The organism is Candidatus Zixiibacteriota bacterium, assembly GCA_022865345.1.
Lineage (GTDB): Bacteria > Zixibacteria > MSB-5A5 > MSB-5A5 > RBG-16-43-9 > RBG-16-43-9.
In genome coordinates this window covers 1-20,596 of record JALHSU010000115.1, presented here as the reverse complement: position 1 = coordinate 20,596, position 20,596 = coordinate 1, and the positions used below count along the sequence as shown (strand labels likewise).

At 41.6% G+C, this 20,596-nt stretch carries 29 protein-coding genes; 3 read left to right on the top strand and 26 right to left on the bottom strand.

What is annotated here, in order from left to right; all coding sequences use genetic code 11:
• Positions 1–191 precede the first annotated feature (191 nt).
• The 6 genes from MUP17_05045 to MUP17_05020 are packed head-to-tail and all read right to left on the bottom strand — an operon-like array spanning position 192 to position 3,580.
• Entirely contained in the window at positions 192–593 is a 402-nt protein-coding gene (locus tag MUP17_05045) for a hypothetical protein (GenBank protein MCJ7458338.1), read from the bottom strand.
• Between the two features lie 9 nt (positions 594–602).
• Positions 603–1,370: a hypothetical protein gene (locus MUP17_05040; protein MCJ7458337.1), complete on the bottom strand. Its 768-nt coding sequence runs from the start codon at positions 1,368–1,370 to the stop codon at positions 603–605.
• A gap of 31 nt (positions 1,371–1,401) precedes the next feature.
• Positions 1,402–1,887, bottom strand: a complete 486-nt coding sequence (locus MUP17_05035) for an AP2 domain-containing protein (GenBank protein ID MCJ7458336.1) — start codon at positions 1,885–1,887, stop codon at positions 1,402–1,404.
• On the bottom strand, positions 1,888–2,490 hold the full coding sequence (locus MUP17_05030) for a hypothetical protein (GenBank protein MCJ7458335.1): 603 nt from the start codon (positions 2,488–2,490) through the stop codon (positions 1,888–1,890).
• Positions 2,491–2,498: 8 nt separating this feature from the next.
• A complete protein-coding gene (locus MUP17_05025) occupies positions 2,499–2,948 on the bottom strand; it encodes a hypothetical protein (GenBank protein MCJ7458334.1) in 450 nt (149 codons plus the stop codon).
• Entirely contained in the window at positions 2,948–3,580 is a 633-nt protein-coding gene (locus tag MUP17_05020; GenBank protein ID MCJ7458333.1) for a hypothetical protein, read from the bottom strand. Before MUP17_05020 ends, MUP17_05025 begins: the two co-directional genes overlap by 1 nt.
• Positions 3,581–3,796: 216 nt before the next feature.
• On the opposite strand from MUP17_05020, the gene MUP17_05015 reads away from it, so the two are divergent.
• Positions 3,797–4,018, top strand: coding sequence for a hypothetical protein (locus MUP17_05015; protein ID MCJ7458332.1), 222 nt, complete (start codon positions 3,797–3,799; stop codon positions 4,016–4,018).
• 29 nt (positions 4,019–4,047) lie between these two features.
• On the opposite strand, the gene MUP17_05010 is transcribed toward MUP17_05015, so the two are convergent.
• The 13 genes from MUP17_05010 to MUP17_04950 form a co-directional block, all read right to left on the bottom strand.
• Positions 4,048–4,602: a hypothetical protein gene (locus MUP17_05010; GenBank protein MCJ7458331.1), complete on the bottom strand. Its 555-nt coding sequence runs from the start codon at positions 4,600–4,602 to the stop codon at positions 4,048–4,050.
• A gap of 144 nt (positions 4,603–4,746) precedes the next feature.
• Entirely contained in the window at positions 4,747–5,094 is a 348-nt protein-coding gene (locus tag MUP17_05005) for a hypothetical protein (protein MCJ7458330.1), read from the bottom strand.
• Positions 5,095–5,158: 64 nt separating this feature from the next.
• On the bottom strand, positions 5,159–5,494 hold the full coding sequence (locus MUP17_05000; protein ID MCJ7458329.1) for a hypothetical protein: 336 nt from the start codon (positions 5,492–5,494) through the stop codon (positions 5,159–5,161).
• 19 nt (positions 5,495–5,513) lie between these two features.
• Entirely contained in the window at positions 5,514–5,807 is a 294-nt protein-coding gene (locus MUP17_04995) for a hypothetical protein (GenBank protein MCJ7458328.1), read from the bottom strand.
• A gap of 1 nt (position 5,808) precedes the next feature.
• Positions 5,809–6,258 carry a hypothetical protein gene (locus MUP17_04990; GenBank protein ID MCJ7458327.1) on the bottom strand — a complete coding sequence of 150 codons (450 nt, stop codon included), beginning with the start codon at positions 6,256–6,258 and terminating at the stop codon, positions 5,809–5,811.
• Entirely contained in the window at positions 6,258–10,832 is a 4,575-nt protein-coding gene (locus tag MUP17_04985; GenBank protein ID MCJ7458326.1) for a DUF2341 domain-containing protein, read from the bottom strand. The genes MUP17_04990 and MUP17_04985 overlap by 1 nt, the downstream gene beginning before the upstream one ends.
• A complete protein-coding gene (locus MUP17_04980; protein ID MCJ7458325.1) occupies positions 10,829–11,170 on the bottom strand; it encodes a hypothetical protein in 342 nt (113 codons plus the stop codon). The genes MUP17_04985 and MUP17_04980 overlap by 4 nt, the downstream gene beginning before the upstream one ends.
• A gap of 1 nt (position 11,171) precedes the next feature.
• Positions 11,172–11,528, bottom strand: coding sequence for a hypothetical protein (locus MUP17_04975; GenBank protein MCJ7458324.1), 357 nt, complete (start codon positions 11,526–11,528; stop codon positions 11,172–11,174).
• Positions 11,525–12,772: a hypothetical protein gene (locus MUP17_04970; protein ID MCJ7458323.1), complete on the bottom strand. Its 1,248-nt coding sequence runs from the start codon at positions 12,770–12,772 to the stop codon at positions 11,525–11,527. Before MUP17_04970 ends, MUP17_04975 begins: the two co-directional genes overlap by 4 nt.
• A gap of 105 nt (positions 12,773–12,877) precedes the next feature.
• Positions 12,878–13,855, bottom strand: a complete 978-nt coding sequence (locus MUP17_04965; GenBank protein ID MCJ7458322.1) for a hypothetical protein — start codon at positions 13,853–13,855, stop codon at positions 12,878–12,880.
• Positions 13,856–13,962: 107 nt separating this feature from the next.
• Positions 13,963–14,349 (bottom strand): hypothetical protein, encoded by a 387-nt coding sequence (locus MUP17_04960; protein ID MCJ7458321.1) that lies wholly within the window; start codon positions 14,347–14,349, stop codon positions 13,963–13,965.
• On the bottom strand, positions 14,339–14,791 hold the full coding sequence (locus MUP17_04955; protein ID MCJ7458320.1) for an NUMOD3 domain-containing DNA-binding protein: 453 nt from the start codon (positions 14,789–14,791) through the stop codon (positions 14,339–14,341). The genes MUP17_04960 and MUP17_04955 overlap by 11 nt, the downstream gene beginning before the upstream one ends.
• A 57-nt stretch (positions 14,792–14,848) precedes the next feature.
• On the bottom strand, positions 14,849–15,898 hold the full coding sequence (locus MUP17_04950; protein MCJ7458319.1) for a hypothetical protein: 1,050 nt from the start codon (positions 15,896–15,898) through the stop codon (positions 14,849–14,851).
• 174 nt (positions 15,899–16,072) lie between these two features.
• On the opposite strand from MUP17_04950, the gene MUP17_04945 reads away from it, so the two are divergent.
• Together MUP17_04945 and MUP17_04940 are read left to right on the top strand one after the other, a co-directional pair.
• Positions 16,073–16,816 carry a hypothetical protein gene (locus MUP17_04945; protein MCJ7458318.1) on the top strand — a complete coding sequence of 248 codons (744 nt, stop codon included), beginning with the start codon at positions 16,073–16,075 and terminating at the stop codon, positions 16,814–16,816.
• A gap of 161 nt (positions 16,817–16,977) precedes the next feature.
• Positions 16,978–17,262, top strand: a complete 285-nt coding sequence (locus MUP17_04940; protein ID MCJ7458317.1) for a hypothetical protein — start codon at positions 16,978–16,980, stop codon at positions 17,260–17,262.
• 256 nt (positions 17,263–17,518) lie between these two features.
• Here the strand turns inward: MUP17_04940 and MUP17_04935 are convergent, their stop codons facing one another.
• The 7 genes from MUP17_04935 to MUP17_04905 form a co-directional block, all read right to left on the bottom strand.
• A complete protein-coding gene (locus MUP17_04935) occupies positions 17,519–17,710 on the bottom strand; it encodes a hypothetical protein (protein MCJ7458316.1) in 192 nt (63 codons plus the stop codon).
• A complete protein-coding gene (locus tag MUP17_04930; GenBank protein MCJ7458315.1) occupies positions 17,707–18,012 on the bottom strand; it encodes a hypothetical protein in 306 nt (101 codons plus the stop codon). The genes MUP17_04935 and MUP17_04930 overlap by 4 nt, the downstream gene beginning before the upstream one ends.
• On the bottom strand, positions 17,999–18,328 hold the full coding sequence (locus MUP17_04925) for a hypothetical protein (protein MCJ7458314.1): 330 nt from the start codon (positions 18,326–18,328) through the stop codon (positions 17,999–18,001). The genes MUP17_04930 and MUP17_04925 overlap by 14 nt, the downstream gene beginning before the upstream one ends.
• A gap of 9 nt (positions 18,329–18,337) precedes the next feature.
• Positions 18,338–18,574 carry a hypothetical protein gene (locus tag MUP17_04920; GenBank protein MCJ7458313.1) on the bottom strand — a complete coding sequence of 79 codons (237 nt, stop codon included), beginning with the start codon at positions 18,572–18,574 and terminating at the stop codon, positions 18,338–18,340.
• Positions 18,575–18,664: 90 nt separating this feature from the next.
• Positions 18,665–18,850 (bottom strand): hypothetical protein, encoded by a 186-nt coding sequence (locus tag MUP17_04915; GenBank protein ID MCJ7458312.1) that lies wholly within the window; start codon positions 18,848–18,850, stop codon positions 18,665–18,667.
• Between the two features lie 162 nt (positions 18,851–19,012).
• Positions 19,013–19,993, bottom strand: coding sequence for a MarR family transcriptional regulator (locus tag MUP17_04910; protein MCJ7458311.1), 981 nt, complete (start codon positions 19,991–19,993; stop codon positions 19,013–19,015).
• Between the two features lie 210 nt (positions 19,994–20,203).
• The coding region (locus tag MUP17_04905) for a hypothetical protein (protein ID MCJ7458310.1) at positions 20,204–20,596 on the bottom strand (393 nt) is incomplete at its 5' end.

Sequence of the window (20,596 nt, the reverse complement as noted above, 5' to 3'; positions counted from 1 at the left end):
CGTGACAGTCATCAGTATTATTGCAGCTATGTAGAGTATTGGACGATGGGATAGCAAAACCATGCATGCAACTACGCCGCCCATAATATAATTCCAACGAGAATTAATCTGCATCGATCTGATGTCTTGTATTGCCAGTATCACCAGATTGAATGAGCCGATCCAAATAAAGAATGACCAATCGATCATCGTCACGCAAGAAGATAGTCCCCGCTTATTGAGATCTCGACAAAGAACTCTTCCTTGTTGGGGATCTTGTTGTATGTGAATTTCTGAATGCGGAGAGTCACCAAATGGAATCCTGGCATCTTCTCTGCGGTCTTCTGCTGCGCTTCGATGATGAATAATCTGAACTGCTTCAAGACTTTCCCGTACAACTGCTCCGGCACTTCAAAAGAATCGAGCGAGACGTTCTCCTGTGATGTCTGCCGTTTGACGAACCAATTTGCCATTGTCGTGATCCAATCGCTTGGAACCTGCATATCGAAGTCGCATCTGAATCGTCTGTCTGCGAAAACGTGCATCTGATAATGGATATTTGTCTTTACTCTTTTTTCCATCCATCTTGATGCACGTTTATCTAATAGGCCCATACGTCACTCCTACGGCGTTACAACTCCGCCACTCGGCATTGCTGGCAACTTTGTTCCCTGCAGCGTATTCATGATCTGCGGGGCGAACAATGCGATGAGAACGACCACTGCGATCGCTATGATGATGTAGATCAGCCATTTGCTTTGCCAGAATGATTTGTGCGGCCGGATCTGCTCGACGATGTATCGTGCGAAGTCTCTTACCGATGCACTGAGCTCTTCCGTCTTCTTGCAAAGATACATGACCGCATGTTTTACGAAAGTATTGTGCTCGAAATCGCTGAACAATGATTTTGGCAGGAAAGTCTCAAGGACTTTGTTGTAGATGAATGTCGGATAATTTCCGAATGAGAACAGATAATCCGGCTTCTCGATCTCGGTTGGCATGATCAGGACTTTTCGTTTCCCTATTATTTTTCCAGTCGCATCGATCATCGTTGCTTCCGCCAATCCTGCTTTTCTTGGAGGAACGAGATATGTTACATCGTCTCTGTTGAACATCGATTCGACTTTCTTTTTATGGAACATTCCTGAGATGAATGGGAGATTTGGCGCTACGATGAATGTTTCGATATAACCGGTCGAATCCAGACACATCGTCAGGAATCCCTTTCCTTCTATCAATGATGTCAATGGATGCCGTATCATAATTACGGTGATGATCATCATCAGCATTGCCATCACTATTACAAAAATCAATGCCAGAATGATACTATATCCAGACATCAATGCGATCATAAACATTATCGATGGAACAATTCCCGATAGGAATATCATCGTAAACTTTTTTGCAGAGTATAGGTTGATGTTAATCACCACCGAAGTTCAATATTGCAAATTCACCAAGTTCTTTTGCTTTCTCATCATATGCTCTCGCTGCTTCAATTATATTATCGAAATATCCTATTGTTTTTTGAGTGCTTTCTCTATAAAAATATGCTCTCCATTTTTGTGATCGTTTGTACCAAGAAACTCCACGAAAACCTGATGTGTTTGTTTTGTAAAGAAGACCATTTTTTTTATTTTGCCAATGCTCACATGATCTTAAATTACATTTTCTATTATCCATCCCATTGTGATTAATGTGATCTATTTCTTTTCCTTCTGGAAATCCCATGATTTGTCGATGCATTTTTATAATTTTTACTTTTCCTGTTTCTCGATCGTATACTCCTCGTTCTACATAATAGGTATGCCATGAAATATGAGCGTCCCATTTATATTTATTCAGTTCTTCAAAATCTTCATCATCAACGATTGCTACTTTTCCTTGTGTCAATAGAATCTCTTTCATTTAATCACCTTTTTTAAGCCAGTCAAAAACTCCCTTTTTCTGCGGAGGAGCTGCCGGATTGTATCCTGCATTTGGATACGCATATTCATATCTGTTCTTTGACAGAGTATCGAATGCCGTACCTCCGATCGACAATGTACTGTTTGATAAATAGAGGTAGATGTCTATCAGAAACTTTAGATTATGAGAATCGTATTTTCGTATTGTCGTGAGCGTCTTCATGACGTCTTCTTTGTTTTTTATTTCTTCTTTTGTCGCCTTTGGATCTTTTTCATCTTCAAATTGTTTGATGTAATCGAGCAATGATTCATGCAGCGTGCAGAAGTCACGGATCCATGCCAGGAACTTTCCAAGAAGATACCTATCCCAATCACTATAGTTCACAAGTTTTGTATTTATAGAGACGATTAAGTAGAGCAATTCAAGGAGTTCGGTCCTATCGAGCTCTTCTTTTTTCATGAGTTCTGCAAGACGTTCGCTGTCCTTACGATCAAGCACTTTGTCGATGAACGTCTTTTCCTGGTCCTTTGTATAGATCATCGGAGCAAGATTGCGTTCAAAGCCAAAAGTGGGCTGTCCTGGAGTTTGTGGTTGTTCTGGCATCCTTCCTCTTATGTTTTCAATAATTGAGAGTAAATGTCTTTCGATTGAATCAGAAGGTCTTTCAAGACGCCTGAGACGAATGTCTTATTAATTGCGAGGACGAATCCTTCTGCCACTTCTTTTTCGATCACGGACGTCGATATTGCCTTTTCGTAGAATCCTTTGATCTCTGCAAGTGCATTCTTCAGATCCGGTATCTTTTCCTGTAATGTTGATGCTTTTATATAACAACGAGTGATCCAGACGCGCAATGTTTCAGCGACGCCCAATAAAGCATCTTCATCTTCTGATTCCAATTTCTTCTCTTTCTCTTTCTTATCTTTGTCCTTCATCCCGTACCGGTCCTGGATACGTACCAGAACGTTCAGATACGATGAATAGGCGTTCGTGACAGATTCTATGTCATTATAGAATGATAAAATGTATGAAGCAGATGCTATTGACTCTTCACTCGGCATCAGAACCTACTGCCTTGCTTCGGTTCTTTTGGTTGTCTTTGTGGAAGACTAAATATTGTTCTTGGTTGAATGAGCTGGTACTTTTTTACGAGATAATTTCGGTGTCTTGCTGCCTTCATCATGTAGAATCCATCAACTATCAATATCAATGCGAGTGATATGTCTGAGACGATGCGAAGTCCTATTGCAGCGAACATATAGAGCATGAAACCGAAGACGATATTCAATGTTCCCAAAAGAACGATGATGCTCACCATTTTTAAGACCTCGGCAGCAGCAACTCTGCGAGGCATATTCACGGAATCTTCTGTCTGCATTTGCTCGACGGAAGTTCCCTGTTGTTTTAAGAATTGCTGCACCGGGTCTGGGGGTAATTGCTGTGCAAGCGCTGGCGCTGGCACAGATGCATCTCCTCTCCTTATCATATTCATAACAGTCTCAGTTTTTTTAGTATCTGCCTCGATTTTTGTAACGACAATATTTTTTTGGACCTCTTCAAATGGTTCTGCAACTGGCTTCCCCGTTAATTCAGCCAGTTCTTTTTCTTTTTGTTTTATAAGATCTCGTTTCTTTTCAAGTTCGATCAACCGCTGCTTCATTTTCAATTCTTCAATTTCAGTATCAATGCTCATAGGAAGCTCTCCCGTTCCATTAAAAGTTGTAATGCTTCATGGATAATTAGATTTTTTGTCAAGACAATTCCTCGTTTCTCTTCGAGCCTTTTCTTCAAATCTGTTAATTGTTCTGCTGTCGTTGAATACATACTAAAATGGACTGTTTTCATTGCAATAAAGATAATATACTTCTGTCTTATATATGTTAGTATCATGGTCAATGGAGAGAATGCTTTGGAAGTAGAGCTTTTCATCGAAGTGTTCGAGCATTTTGGCCCTCAAGGACGTCCTGCAATCCGTATCTCCAAATTTTTGAGCAAAAAAGAAGATGTTCAGTATATTCTTAAACAAGCTCTTTCTGAAAAACCAATCACTGCAAAGATAACATTGAGAAACAAGATGCTTGCCGTTCCCCGGCTTGCGAGAATCGGACTTATCGATCCAACTAAATTATAAAAAGAAAAGGGCGATTATGCCCAGGAGATCTATAGTGCTCCGCCCGATGATTCGCCAGGTTTTTTGAATCCAGCCATTCCCATGACCATCCCTAAAACAATTATGATGATCACTGCAATAACTACGATCGGTAAATATCCACCTGTTTCTTCCAAAGCTGCGAATGCTGAAATTGCTCCTTCCTTGATGTAAGTTCTCATTGTCGCGTTGTCGTACTTGTAATGAAGTATCACGTCCGTTTTATTGTATGTTGCATCGACCATTCGCACGGTATGGTTTCCCGCATGAATGTTGAACTTGTTCTGTGTCAGTGATGTCGAGTTTGCATAGAAAGAGATGGTCCCGTTCGTGAATGCATCATGCACCGTGAACCATTGTTTGTATGTCACTTGCGTATCGTATGTCATACGAATCGCTGCATGGCTTGGGTTTCCCTGAGTGGCAGTCCCTACCTGATTTATATTGTGCTCATTGAGCTGATAGGTTTGACCGCCCAAAACTCCGACGAAAATAAGGCAAAGAGTTGCTACTCCAATACCTACAATCAAGGTGATGATTGCTGCGATATTCTTTTGCGTTTCCATTTACCGCCTCTTTTTCTTTGAGAATAAGGGGAGCTTAATTTTCCCGTATTGGGCTGCTATCCCTTTGAGTTTTGTTTTTTTTGGCATTCTGGCCCTCCAAAAAAAGGAGAGAGAGTTGAGGAAAAAAGAAAATCCTCAAACTGTTTAGAGAGCCGTTCCGCCCATTCCGGTGCCGACTCCACCGCCGACCATGCTGAATATCAGCCCGAGGACGATGAAGATCACTACTGCCAACACGATGATCGGCAAATACGATCCGGTTGTGCTCAGTGCCTGGAAAGCACTTATGATGCCTTCTTTCACGTACACCTTGATTTGTTCGTTTTGGATGGCGTCGATCTTTGGCTCGACGAGGTTGTAAGTCTGGCCTCCAAGGGTTCCAACGAAGATCAGAACAAGTGCGGATACACCGACACCGACGATCAACATTATGATCGCCCCAATGTTCGCTTGGATGTTTCCCTCAACTATAAGGATTTCGTTCTGTTCCATTTGATCACTGGACAAGTATCAGAGTATTGCTTAATAAGAAATAAGAAAAGAGATATGCGATATTTTATCCTTGACCAAACCGCTGACGATCACCGTATTGTTCTTTCCCTTTCTTCTTGCCAATCATTGTGAAGAACATGAATATTTCTGCGACGAACAAGATGAATGTGATCGCGTAGATCGCTACATGCAACCATAAATAGACAACGAGCTCAGTATTCGTATCAGCATTGAAAATCGTCATCAGAAGAATGAACCCGAATGAAATCGATGCGCCGACAATTCCAACGACTGCCCATTCCGGATCGTAGAAGTCACCGAACTTCATGACATTCGCAAGCTTTGCAAGCAATATTCCAAAACAGATAAGCGTCAGAATTATCCAAAATGCTTCTATCATTTATTCTATATCTCCTTCCTCATATAATGATTTTGCGTTTATCTTCGTATGACCAGTAACTTGTCAGCAATAGAACGCACATGAATACCATGGTAATAAACCACGCTATCAATGGTTGCTCCCAATTGATGACTGTTACATGGTCTGCAAGATAAAACATGACAAATTCACCAAAGAACAACGTTGCCCAAATCATGACGCCTATCTTCACGCTCTTCGCGCAGATGATAAGTCCGAAGAAGAATGTTCCTATCATCACGAGCTGCGCAGTGCTTACTCCAAGATTTCCTGAAATCAATTGATCCCATGCCATTTTAAACCACCGTTCCCGATCTTATCCCGCCAAGGAATCCGATCAGCAATAACATGTACACCATGGTACAGACTGCAAAGACGGCAATCGATATTACCGAACCAATGTATGGGTCGATCGGAATGAAGACGAATATTCCTCCAATAAGAATGGATGCCATCTCAGGCAACGCCAGCACGCTATTGATGAGCATATCCACGATGAACGATCCTGTCTGGAATGCCACGCCGAGTCCAGCGAGCACCGGGTTCTGATTCTTCAAGTTTGTGAATGTATCATTCATCTTGTTCTTTTGAATCGTTGCATCGTCCTGCGTCCATTTGGCTGCCATTGGATTGATGAATACTTTTGCATCTGCTGGAAGAAAATGGACCGTGCACGTTATCAGCAATCCGAAGAGGATCTGCAGCATGATTAGGAATTTGAAGAACTCACCGGTTTTGCTTGCCATTATTGCACGCTCCTATCGGTCGTATATTCGTACCTGAAAACGATGATCATGAATGCAATGAAGAAGATGAGCATAAACTGCAGCATATGGATGTACCATATCTGTGTCGCCATTGCCGTCAATGCAAGCGATATTCCGCACGTCACTGGCCCGAAGAAACTGACCGTTGCTCCTACGCTGAACAATGTCAATCCAAATAACAATAATGCAATGCATACGATCATGACCATTTCCGGAGGAATTGCTTCACCTGGTGTTGATGGTCCTATCATTCCACTTATTATGAACGTTGTAGATATTGGCGATTGTCCTCCAGGTATTGCTTCCACGGTTATCGATTCATTTATATTCACAGAGGGTGTTGTTGTCCAATCAAAGTAGACGTAGAACTCATTCGGATTGTTCGTTTCATTGTACCAGAGGAAAATATGGGTGGCATTGTATATTTTTATCTGCGTCTCCGAAACCAATCTATCCACATTATGGAAATAGATCAATAGAGAATGATTCGACAACTTTTGCACTCCGAGAGTTCCTTGTATCACCGGCATCTGTGCAGTACTCTTTTCAAGAAGATCGAGATCTATGGTAGATGCTTTTCCCCCATCGATCGTCGTTAGGATGATTGGAACTCCATTTTTGTATATCTTGAAATAGTATAGTCCCGGGATCGTATAAACTGCTTGTCCGTATGATGTCGTTGTTCCTGTTATAAACTTCGTGTAATCGAGCAGATTCCATGCCTGTGCGTTCATCGACCATACTCCAAATGGTTTCTCTTGCGTCGATGTTATGTCTTGTTCGTAGAATGGTCCCTGCGGGAATGTCTTTCCTGTTGCTGGCCACGTCACTGCTCCGCTGGTTCCCCACGAATAATAATCGTTTGTACCATCTCTATCTGTCGAAGGTCTTCCCAATGATGGGATCGTTATCTTTATAGTTGCATTTGGCGTCCATGTTGGATCATAATCGTTTATCAGTGTCGGATCGAGATAACATGTTAATAATGTTCCAACTGGATCGCTTTCCGATGCCCAGAATCTGATATTGAATCTCAATGAATATGGATGCAGGGTATTTGTTGGTGGGAACGTCGCAGATGTTTCTGGATATACTACAGTGAAATTCATGCTTCCCGTTGGTCCATATCTCAATGCTCCTCCACCGCGTCCAGGCCAAGCCCATGGATATTCCCAGCCATTGTTTCCTTGAACCAAAAAGTCCCAGTACCAATCATAGCCAGTTATGTTGTGATTCGGGGGAGTCGTCCCAAACAATTCCGGAAGACTTACGTTTAGTATCGACCATGGATTCTGATAATGGAATCTTCCAAACAATAACAATTTACCTGTTTCCGCTTCGATGAGTTGCATCCTGTATATGTTTATGGTAAACGAGATGTTCTTCCATGCGACATTTCCGTAATGATCAGTCAATTTTGTCCGTATTATATTTAATCCATTTGAAAGATTAATGAGATGTGACCATGTTGCAGTTGGGTTGTGCGTCATGAAATTCAGATGGTCTCCTGCACTCGTTGTGATATTCACCATGATGTCGTAATAGATCGGATTCGTGTCGCTGATATTGAAAAGTCCAAATGTCGCCGTCTGATTTGCTGTGAGGAAAATCCCATAACATAATGTGCTTTGGTTCATTTTTGCATCGTAGATCATCGGCTTGTCTGAATCTGTCGTGACGAACCATAGCTTTCTCTTCACCGTCGTATTGATGTCGCTGACGTTCACCCACCAAGTGTAGTTGTGAGAGCTCTGCAATGAAACCGTCCTTGCTATCGTCCCATTATATCTCGTCCCGGAGAATGTCGTATGATTGATTTCCAGAGTCCACGATAACGAATCTCCCAGAGCATCGCTGATATATGCAGACAGATTCGCGGTGATTATCCATTGCTGCGAATGATTCGCCGGGGCCATACTCGAAATAATTGGTATGACATTCGCTCGTGTCGTGAAATAGACGAGCGATTCATTTGTCCAATATCTTTTTCGATAGATGTCAGAATATGCAGTCACCGTCCAATGATACATTGTGCTATAATGCAATCTCTGCGATATTGCAGCTGTGCACGTTCTGTTTGTCCCTGTAGAATTTGCATTGATATTCAAAACCGTGCAGTGGATCCAAACTGTTGATTGATTCCCGTAACTCGATGCTGCATTGATGTTCAAACTCGAAAGCCAGACATTGATTCCCGAAGATCCGTTCGTAGGCTGTTCAGTATTCAATGACACTCCTGCGGCCCTTGTCGTAAACAAATATTTGTAATGGATCGATGAGTTTGCATCGCTGATGTTGACCCACCAATTGTAACTCGTCGAAGCTTTCAAATTTCCAAGCGGGCATGATACCGTTGCATTGTAACTCGTTCCCGATGCAGATGCGCCATTGCTGCAATGGATCGACCACGTCAATGAATCACCAAGGAGATCGTTGATGTCTGCATGAAGTATTTGATTCGTAAATAGATTTACGTTCGATGTTCCATTGGCAAAATACGGATTCGATATTGTTGGAACAACATTCGCTCTTGTCGTGAAATAGTATGATTCGTTGTCCCAGAGTTTTTTACTCGTTCCATTCACCGTTGCTTTTGCCGTCCAGATGTACGTCGTCGAATAATTCAATCGTGGAAACGATACGGACACTGTCCTATTTTGTCCCCATGATGTCGCATTGATCCCGAGCGTCGGACACAATATTCTCACTCTTATTGGTGGCGTTGGAGGAACCCCCGTTTTGTTTACCAGCAAACTCAATGATGAAGACCATATCTTATTGTCTATCGATTGATTCGCTGGCTGGACGTTGCTGATTACAACTGATGAAGCCAATCCAGTTACGAACCACATCTTGTATCTTGCCGTCGAATTTGCATCGCTTACATTCATCCACCACGTATAGTTCGTTGATGGCAATACTGTCGTCGATTTTTGCCATGTCGAATTATAACTTCCATTGCTGCTCCATCGAGCACCATTACTCAGGTTCATCACCCAGTTCATCGCATCACCCAATTTATCAATTATCGTAAATTTGAGAGTCATTGTTCCAGGAAGATTTCCTTTCGACTTGTTCACCGGGATTAGATTTGCTATTGTTGGAACGATATTCGTTCTTGTTGTGAATTTATACGATGTATTTGAATAAAACTTTGTTCCCACTTTGTTTGCTGTCGAAGCATTCACCAGCCATGTATATGTCGTCGCATAGTGAAGTCTCGGGATCGTCGCAGTACAGGTCCGGTTGCTTCCAGTCGAGTTCGAGTTGACGTTCAATCCTGCAGTTGCACAATGGATCCAGACTGTCGATTGGTTTCCCGTCATCGAGTTTACGTTCACTTTCAAAGTGCTTTGCCAGACAGGAATGTTTGTTGCGCTATCCGAAGGAAGAGGAGTACTCAATGTCACTCCGCCTGGTGCAGAAACTGCTTCCTCGGCTCCGAGATAAAGGAATCCAGAATATGCGTATTGATTTCTATAGGTCATTTTGATATATGCATCTGATAGCATTCTCCAAGACAATCTGAACTCATCCATGTATCCATTGTATCCACTACCGATCATTGCATTATTCCAATGGACGTCGTTTGTCGATGCCCAATCGTCGAATGGCCCTGCTGCTGCAACAACATCTTTCTGCGCTCCATTGTCCCATATCGACAGATTCGTATTGTAACAATATCTTCCCGCGATCATGTGATAGACGTTTGCCTGGTTCCATGGATTTATGAATACCTGTTGCCCAACGGCTCCTTTTGAAGTATACAATGCCATCTTGCTGCTTTGTATGTATACATCAAAATTAGACTTGTCAAAAATTCCCATTACTCCTTGCGTCGTTGTCGGAGCTTTATCATATATATTGAAAAATAGCGTAATGTCATTGTTTCCTTGGTATTTTGTATAGTGTCCCGTCGTCGTTGCAAGAGTGAAACGCAATCCTGTTCCACCATCAGTTCCCCAGCCGACAATTCCTGGTGCTCGATATGGGTTACTTGATAAATTTCCCACTTCTGCCTTTCCCGATTCCGGGTTGATACAACTTGAATTTATTGGAACCGGAGTCACAAGTCCTTGTCCACCCATGTGGAAGACGACGCTGTATTCCTGCCAGCACGTCGCCCTGTTCTCCCCTTTTGCTGCTCCACTATTGTTATAATACATGTAGAATGTGAAGTTTGATCCTGTCGGAATCGTATCGCTGATGTTCACCCAGATGTCCGTTTCGGGAGAATTGTTAACTCCAGCGAATTGGTCGATGTCATATGCATACGTCTTCGTCCCTTCATAATCCGTGAATCTGATGCTCTTCCCTCCATCGCATTTCGCTGCGGTCGCATTGTTTAGTTTCACGAGTGCCACGAAGTTCGTCACCGATCCATTGATCTGCGATGAATTAATCGTGACAAGTATCCGCTTATTCCAACTATAATTCCACCACGCGCCACCAGTTGCCGAGACAGAATATGGTGCAAATGGAATCATCGGAAACATCGATACGATCAATAAGATTATCAAAAACAATGGCACAATTCTCTTTTTTATGTTCATACTAACCCCGTCTCCACTTGCCGCCTGGCAAGAAGTATGATCAATGTTACCACCACGATCATCACGATGAAGATCCCGTATTGCGCTGCATATCCGATTATCGTCTGCGAATCGATGAAGCTTGTCGTGCTTGTTGTAAATATTCCTGTCACTGAGTTTCTTACGGCAGTGTCTTTGATTCCATTCGCCGCCGCCAATCCATTCGCTCTTATTCCTTCTCCATTCAACCACAATGCCGTATTGAATGTCAAAACCATTGGGAATAAAACGATAAACACGAATGCTACGATGATGAATGTCACGATAAATAAAATTGGGTATCCTCCTTTCATTTCCATTTTAAATCAACCCCTGGCCTAATTGTTCAGCTCTTCTTGCAAGTAATATAACAACGAACGTAATGACAATGATCACAAAGATCCATCCGTATTGCGCGAACTTCACAAGCACTGGTTCCCCGGTTATGAATGCTGCTTTGTCAGTCGTGAAGATATTCGTCATCGCTACTTTCACTGATTGATTTGTTATTTTATTTGCGAATCCCTGTCCTTGATCAAGGATGGTTGTTCCCATCCCGAAGAATGCGTGATTTGCTGCAAGCATGAATGGAATCCCCACTACGAAAATAAAGATCGTGATAATGAATACGAGAATGTAAACTACCGCATAACTGAGAGTTCCTTTTTCTTTCATCATAATACTGATCTTCTCCATTGTGGAGCTAATTGTTCTCCGAAGATATTTGCATAAGCCCGTTTCAATTCATTGTAATAACCTAAGCGTTCTATTTGCAATGGCCGTCCACCTCCACCTCCACCAGTCGGTGGAGCCGGGAAACCCGGTAATGGTATTCTTGGCACATTTATGTTTGTAATTGTTGTTGACGGAGGTGTTATTGTTGTTGTTTCATTTATGACATTCTGAATTATTGTTGGAGCCAAATAAGATTTCAGCAATACCGCTGTTGTTACTCCCAGATCTGCTGCTATCACTCCTATCATGACAAGTTGTCGTTTTGTCAATTGTTTTTCTTTTGCCATTGCCACTTTTGTTGCTGGTGCTTCGATCACTTTTGGTTTTGGTGCTATTGCTATTCTTTCTACCACTTTTATCTCTTGTTTTTCCATTATTTGAAGAAGTCTATTTCTTTCAAATGTAGATAATTCTGAAAAACTTCTGCCCATTATTCGTTGACTTTTCATCTCTGCCTGAAGTGGTCCACCAAGTTTTGTTTGAATCGAAAAATCCAATGAAGTTAATCCGGCTCTTGTTATTGGACGTTCTACTGCAAGTTCCGTCCCTGTTCGTATATCAAATGTTTTTCCAAATATCCTCGTCGGTTTTTCTGTAAAGAATCCGGTAACTCCTGCTCGTTCTCCAACTCTTGCAGCTTTCGTGAGTTCTTGATGAACACCTCCTGCTCCAAAAATCAATGCTACCGTCAATGCTACATCCATTACAGTTCCAACAGTTCTTTGAGTTTCTGCAGCTCGTAAAACAGCTGGTATATTTGCTGTTCCCCCTTTCCCTGGTTCTGCGACTCCTTTCTGTGCCAGATATTGTTGCAGATATGATTGTTCTGCTCCTCCATAGAGAAGTTGTTCTGCTCCAGGAATAACTGTTGATAACATTCCCAATGGACCCGCTTTTGCCAATGCCTGCTGTCGCGCATATTCAATATCAATTTGCATCGCTTTCATCCCACCGGGGTATCCTGCTGCAGCTGCTTTTACTTCTGGTTGTTGTTCTGATATTGGCTTTCCCAATATAGCTCCTTGAACCATCGTTCCAAGTTGAGCGATTCCTCCTCCAATTTGGCTGATACCAGCCTGAAACGTTCCTCCTACTGTACTTATGAGTTGGCCTCCGCCACGAAGAATGGCCTGACCACCACCGGCTGCTGCTTGGACGATGTCGAATCCTGGCATTAATGTCTCCATCTTCTCTTCTGAGCGGTCGCATGGGCTACTTGGGTTCCTTTCTTTTTCCCGTACTGTTTTATCATGTTCCGCTTCATTTTACGAAATTTTTTTGTTTCTGGCATATTATTTTCTCCCTTTCTTGAACATAGCAGCAAGAGGATGTTCTTGATTGCTATTTGGATCCCATCCTTTCTGCTGCTTTTTCTGTGATCCTGATTGTCGTAAGATTCCAGACGGTATTGTTGGTTTCTCTTTTTTCTGTTGCTTCATCATTTTCGCAAACGGATGTTCGTCTTTCATCGGATCCCATCCTTCGTTTTTCTCTTGCTTGAATAATCCGGCCATTAATGGCTTTTCTTTCTTCTGTTGCTTCATCAATATCGCCATCGGATGATCTTCCGTCATTGGATCCCATCCCATCTTTTCGTGCTTCTCAGCTTTTTTATGGGCTTTCCAATACGGCATGTGTTTTCCTATCATCAAATCAATTTCAAATTGTTCATGGAGTCCAAGGATCTGTTCTCTGCGCACAGGATTATTATAGACGTCTCTTCTTATCCATATTTCATTCTTTGGTATCTTATGACGCATATTGATTGGAAGTTCAAATGCAGGCATCAATCCATGAAGTGCAATAAAATCTCCCATAATTGAAACAGGCTTTACTTTGACAGTCATTTCCTCTGCCTTTTCGATTCTTAAAAACTTTCCAATTGGGTGTTCCATTTTCTTTTGCTTTTGTGCGAACATCGCAAGAGGTTTAAATTCTGTTGCAGGATTTCCATTCATTCCATTGAGCATTCCTATTTTTTGAAGTATTCCATTGTGCAGATCTTGATGTCCATGTGATTCTGAAATCTCCAAGAGTTTTTGCATTCCCGTCTTCTCTTTCATCTGTCCATTATGTACTTTCGATACTATCTGTTCAACTTGTTCCAATAAAGGCAATGTATTTGGTGCTCGTCTTCGTGCAATCTTTTTCATTATTGCGGAACGTGCAATGTATTCCTGATGATTAAAAAATGTGCTATTCATACCTGATTGATATGAATCCATAACAAAGGCCAGATCTTCATCCTGGTTGAAAAAGTTTCTTGGCATCCATTAGAGATATGCGATATTATATTTTTATGGAGTACTATATCACTTATCTCATCAGGAATAAATTAGTCTCAGTTAAAATTCTTGAGACAAGTGAGACAATGACACTAAATCATAATTGGTCCCTTTTTATCAGAGCTTTCCTGGAATTGCTGCAGGATATAAAAGAGTTGGAAGTTTGCGATCCTTGTCTTCTTGATAAAGTCATCAGTCACAGTAAGCGTCTTTTCGTAGTCTTCTGTTGCTTTCTTGATGTCTTCATCTTTCAATCTGCCAATAGCTATTGCGATACGTGCGGCTTGATCTGCTGCGAGCTGGAGACTGATGAGTCCTTCGGTTCCACGGCCTTGCATTAGACTGTAATGAGGTGCTCGAATCGCCTGTAAGAAAACGAGATTCAAGAAATATTTACCATCCATTAAATGCTCATCATCGATAGTTGTTTCTGGTGCAAAAGTATCTCCAAATTCCACTGGTTCTTTTTCAGTTTCCATTTTTTCTCTCCGTATCAAATTTTCTATGACATTGTCTACAAGTCCACATAAAATCTTCAATGTCTCGTTTGTATTCTCCAGATAAGTTTGCGAGTTCTAATGGTTTAACTTTACCACACAATGCACAATTTGTTTGACATGGTTTATGAGCTTGAATCCAGTGATGTAATCCCCTATAACTTACTTCATTTCCTTTCCAAAGAGGATGTTTGTTCCCTAATCTTGATTCACTAATTTTTCTTTTAGCGTCTTCAGGCAATTTCCAATGCTTTCCTTTATTCCATGGTGGATGATGTTTTCCAAACATATGATTTTTTTCACCAAGTTGCGCATCACCAATTTTTCTTTTTGTCTCTTCTGAATGATGTCTACCAAGTTGTGCTATGCTCATATTTTTTCTTGCTTCTTCCGATGGATGTCTTCCCAATGCCTTTTCTTTCATTTTTTGTTTTGCTTCTTCTGTATGATGATATGTCATATACTTGGTTAACGGAAAATACTATATAAGTTCTTCCTTCTTCTGTTCGATCTCCGCGTCCTTTCTCACCAAGTCAGATTGCTCAAGTTTCAAATGAAGTGCCCTTTGGAAGTCTCGTATTTCTACCGGGGAAAGATCGAACATCTTTTTGAAATCCTGTTTCATAACGATATTGCCTTTCGTTCCTCGTCTGCGTGTTTCAATCAGATCAAGAAGTTCAGGGTGTTCCATGAAGTAATTCACTACGCTGTCTACCTTCGAGCTCTTGTATCCCATTTCCTTTTCAATCTGAAATAATAAATTCTCCAATTTTCTTTTGAGTATTTCTGATTTTCTTTCCAGATTAATGCGCTCGTATTCCTTATAGACTTCTTTTGGAGGAAGAGTTACGGTGATCATCGTAGGAGTGAACTTCGTCATCTTTTTTCCTGGTGTGAACTGTCCAGTTGTTGCATCATTGACAGAACCGGTGTAGAAATATCCACGGACATTCCTACGTCTTATCTTTGGGTTCTCTATATCACGTTCATCCTTCCAAAGCCTTGAGATAAAGACATTGACATGCGGTTGATTCAAAGGCCGTAAACAACTTAGATAATATTGGATCGTCCGTCTGGTCGCAGGATCTATGTCTTTGATGAACTGGACGATGACGACGAAGACAAGCGGTTTCACTGTTCTATGCAGGGCATTGACATCGGCTATTGCCTGGTTTACAAAACTATACCAAAGGTGGCTTGAGACGAGTTCCCTTGCTTCATCGAGTATCATGCATCGGCAGTCCTTTAGTCTTGGTTCGTGCAGCATCGCATTCATCTTCTTTGAGTACTCCAATGGCGTATAGATGATGCAATCTTCAAGATGGGTAAGTGTATCAACACCGAAGTAGTTGTTCACTATCTCAAGGATCTTGAGACCCGTGTATGACTTGCCTTCCCCACTCTCCCCTGTACATAGGATGACTGTCGGTTTCTTCTTCAGTATCCTATTGACAAAGAGCTGCTTACATATCTCAGTTCCCATCATACGTTGGTCTTCATTGTATGGGACAATGAAATCAATTAGCTTCATAAATCTCTCTCTTCCTTATTATATGCTATTATAGAGGGTCTTAAAACATTTTGCTTATAGATAGAGTTTTGAAAACATACCTCTTTTCCGAAAGTTAAAATAATCGTAATGCCATTACTATTTTCGTGATGGAGGGTATGAAGTTATGAGAATTTTTAATCAATGGAGAGAACAATGCCAACGATAAAGAATCAACTATACCGTGACTTCAAAGAAGGGAAAGTCATCACTATCTTTACCAGGGACCTTCTCGATCAGACGCTCCATAACATCACGACAATGTATCGCGATGGGAAGTTCCAGAAAGACCATAGCAAAGCAGCCCGGGCATTCATGATCGTTCTATGGGCCAGCGGAGGACGTCCTGCAGAGATCCTGAATCTCACTGCGGAAGACATCAAGCGCAATACGAACAACGACATCGTCGTTTCTTTCAAGACATTGAAGAGCGGCAATCCCCGGTCTCTTACATTGAGTCTTCAGGACAAGTTCGTCAAAGAGTTCTGGGAGTATGCTGCATCGTTCACCGTTCCTCAGATGTACTTGTTCCATCCTTTCCGTAGCAACCGCACCAGGTCAGATGTCAAGGTATACAAGAAACGGAAGAATCCGATCACCGATGAGATCGAATCATATCTTTTCAAAAGTTACGAAGGGAAGATCTATGAGATCGTCAGCGACAAGGTCTTCTATTATTTCAAACGCTGGATCGCGGACATCTTTGATTCACCTGATGGCCACGACATCTTTCCTTATTATCTCAGGCATTCCAGGCTGACGGTAATCGCTGACGATGAAGGGAATACTGTAGAGGATGTCCGGCAATTCAAAGGTGCCAAGAGCTACCGTTCCTGTCTTCCTTATATGCATGCAACACCACGGCAGGCAAAGAAGCTTGGGAAAGGTGCATTGAAATGAGGAGTATACAAGATGGCTTTCCGACAGCCCATTAACGGAATCAATAAAGGGAAATTGTGTCCTTGCGGTCATACGGCCAGGGTCAACGGACTTTGCCTCAATTGTTACCAGCTCGACATCTATCACAAAAAGAAGGAGTCTTTATTGACGAAATCCAGAGATTGAAGCAGCTCTTCCTGCTTATCCCTGAGATCCTCTGGTGGGCATGGATAGAATGGGCACGTCCGAAAGCTGGCTTTTCCCAGCAGTTTGGTATTGGCAATGAAGGGTCCGGTCTTGGTACAATTCTTTCCTATGATTCTCCAATTTATCTATGGCACATTCCTTGGCCGTGGCCGACGGTGTCGTGGGAGTTCCCATGGATCTGCTGCATTGCATTATTGATTCTGGTGCTTGCGGTTGATTTTGAAAAGTTCTGTAATGAGTTCGATGATAAAAATAAATGAGAGAAGCAGGATAGCAGGAGAAAAATGCAAAATGAAAAGAAAGACATGTTGCAAAATTCAAGCCTGCTTCTCTCGATTCTATATCAGTTAACTCTATAATAGGTTTTTTGGTGGGATTCCGTTCTTCGCGTCTTCCCACATCTTCAATGCGTTTTGTTTTATTTGAGCTCTATATTTACGAAACCATTCCCAGGCTTCGTGTGCTGCTATGACACCTATCCCCGTGCTGAAACCTTGTAACGCGATTGCAATATAATCAGTCATGCTTTTCCCTTCCTGTATCAATCGCTTTGAAGAAGCATACCACCCCCATTGCAACGATTGAAGATATTGGAGAAGCTTCCCACATAATCGGTACATTTCCAATGATGCAAAAGATTGCATAGAATATCGGTGCTATTGCGGCTGCTGTAATCAAGCTAATGATGAATCCTTTTTTGTTTTTCATTTCACACCCCATACGATATTCGGAACGGTTCCATCCCCCCCGTCATAAGTCTCAATCGAATACGGAATCACCAGATCTATGTGCATCAGCTCGTTACGGCGCCCGCAGACGCAGCTAAGGCTCAAGCCGGTCATAATGGCTATTCCTTTGTCCGTGAGGCCGTCTGGCTGCGATCTGAGGCAATCCAGGACCATCTGCTGCCGTTCCCCGAGCTTCATCCGATGATAGACATCGGCTTTTACGATCTTCCCCAAATTCTTGAAATCATCCAAACTCTTATTCCCCTCTTCAATAGTTTGCATTCCGTCCGATCTCTTTTTTCTCGAATTGGTCCATTTCCTCTTTGAATTGTTTCTTCGTCAGATTTCCCCGGATGATCTTATTGATTTTCCAGCCGATCATCAAATTGAAAATAGTCATTGTAATTAATAATACACTAATTATTATTACTGCCATAAAAAAAGTTCCAGGATAGAAATGCGTCATAATCGGAAGTATTCCCAGATCTATTACTCCTAAAATTATCAATGCAATCCAACGATTTTTATTGAGTTTATCTATTCTTTCGTTTTTCCTTTTCCATTCTTCTATTGTTTTTTTATCTTCTTCTGTTATCATTCTCTCACCTCATTCATATCCTTCAATAATCTCGTCTTTCGGTGTTTTTGGTGTCATCAGCATCGATAGAAGTTGCGTGTGCGTCGTTACGAAATTCAATAAATCCTGTATTCGTTTTGATTGTTCTTCCATGATGCCGAACATTTTATTCTGATTTTTTGTTAATTCTTCAATCAACCGCATCATTCCATCTTGTTGGTTGTTCAATCTATTGATTGCTTCTTGGACGGTTATTGTTTCTGTCATTTTTTTCACCTGCCTTGCAAGATACAAGATGTGCTGCAATAGCACGCTTGCTCTTGAACCATCGATTACATTTTTGATTTGGACATCTTTTCATTTTTTGCCTCTTACGTGATTATCAACTTCAACAATTATTTCTTCAAGCCTAAATCCTACATCATCTGCATCCCACGCTGATGCTTTTATGTCCCATCCATCTTCTTTGTCCCCTACAATATATATTGTTATTAGATAATATTCTCCCTCCTTTATCACTCTGCTATGTATTAATTTTCCCATGTGGTTCCCTTTTCTGTTTTATCTTGTAATGCAGTTTCATTATTTATAGATTTCTATAAAATGAGATGTAGAAGTGGTGCTTAAAAAATAACAGGATGGGAACCCTAATCTCCAGCACCACTCCTAACGGCTGTAATATGTATCTTTTTCATCAATATAAACCTATTGAACGTCGATGTATTCGTCAGGCTTTTTTATTATCGTTTCCATGCCATTCATTCGATTCTCAAGTCTCATGATGTCTACTTTGTCTGCCTTTATTCCTTCAAGCCTTATAATGTCCGCCTCATTTGTCTTCATTCTCAGTGGGATGTTTTGATCAGACCATTCCAATATCTGCAATGCATTCAATTTCTCTGGATCCTGTGATTCCAACTCCCCGAACTTGAATCCAGGTTTGCTGGCATCTATCCAGACGGCTCCTATCCGTATCATCCCTTCTTTTTCCAATACACGCATCAATACAGGATTCGTGATAGGACGGGCGTATTCTTCGTCTACGGTCTTCTTCGGTATGCTCAATCGGCATTGCATCACTTTTTGAAGCCATCCACGGGCTTGTTGCATATCTGCATCAACCATCTTCAATCGTTCCTTCGTCTTAATCTCACGGATGTATTTTGGCAATAGAAATACCGTCACTGAATTTGGTGTCGTGAATTGGATAGTTATCGTGGGAAAATATAGATAATGATTCTTGACTCCGTGTTTCAGGTTCGTTGTTTTGTCCCATGTAATTTTCCTATTTATTTTTGATAAAACATTCATTTTCCAGCGGGTATTGTGGAGTCTGGTAACAGACCCCTCTGTGAGAAGTTGTCCTGTTTCTTCTGTTGAGTCAAAATGAACAAGTTGTCCTTTTTCTCCTGTTGAGGTCAAAGGTGCCAAAGGCGTCGCACGATAGAGCTTTGGGTAAGTGTTTTTTATTGGAATTAACCATCCATTCTTGACTAATTTCTTTACTATTTCGCTCAAAAATCCTTTCTCAAATCCCTTCCGTTTTACAAGCCAACTCTGCGCTTTTCCTTGTGCCAGAAAATAAAGTGCAATATATTGCCGAGACCATTTCTTACTACGTGGGGAGAAGTTGTCCAACAAGTTGTCCTTCCCTCCTGGAAAAATGTCAAGTTGTCCTTTCTTCATCCGTTCTCATCTCCATATGACGTTCCCACCTCAATGGGCAACAAAGAAGATGTTTTTTTATTAAAAACCTTTCGATATTTTCAACAACAGAGAGTCAACAGAAGAACTTATCATATCCAATATTGGAGATCCACCATATCGTAAAAATGCCAAATGCTGCAATTCCCAACAAGATCGCATCGCGGATCAAATCCCACGATATTTTCCTTTTCATATTCCCACGAACACGATATAGTATACTGCAGCAATGGTCCAAAAGGTTGCTGCCAGTATCGGTATCCCTGCTGTCTTCTCTTTGATGTGATACAGCATCCTGAATGCCGTGTGGACAAGCAGATATGATGGCAGAAGAATCCAATAGAGATACAGGAACGTTGGCCCGAGTATCCCAAGTCCAAGTATCTGCCATGACATTACTTGAATGTCCCCTTTTGCGAAGAACGATTTACAGGCAATCGGGAACGTGACAGTCATCAGTATTATTGCAGCTATGTAGAGTATTGGACGATGGGATAGCAAAACCATGCATGCAACTACGCCGCCCATAATATAATTCCAACGAGAATTAATCTGCATCGATCTGATGTCTTGTATTGCCAGTAT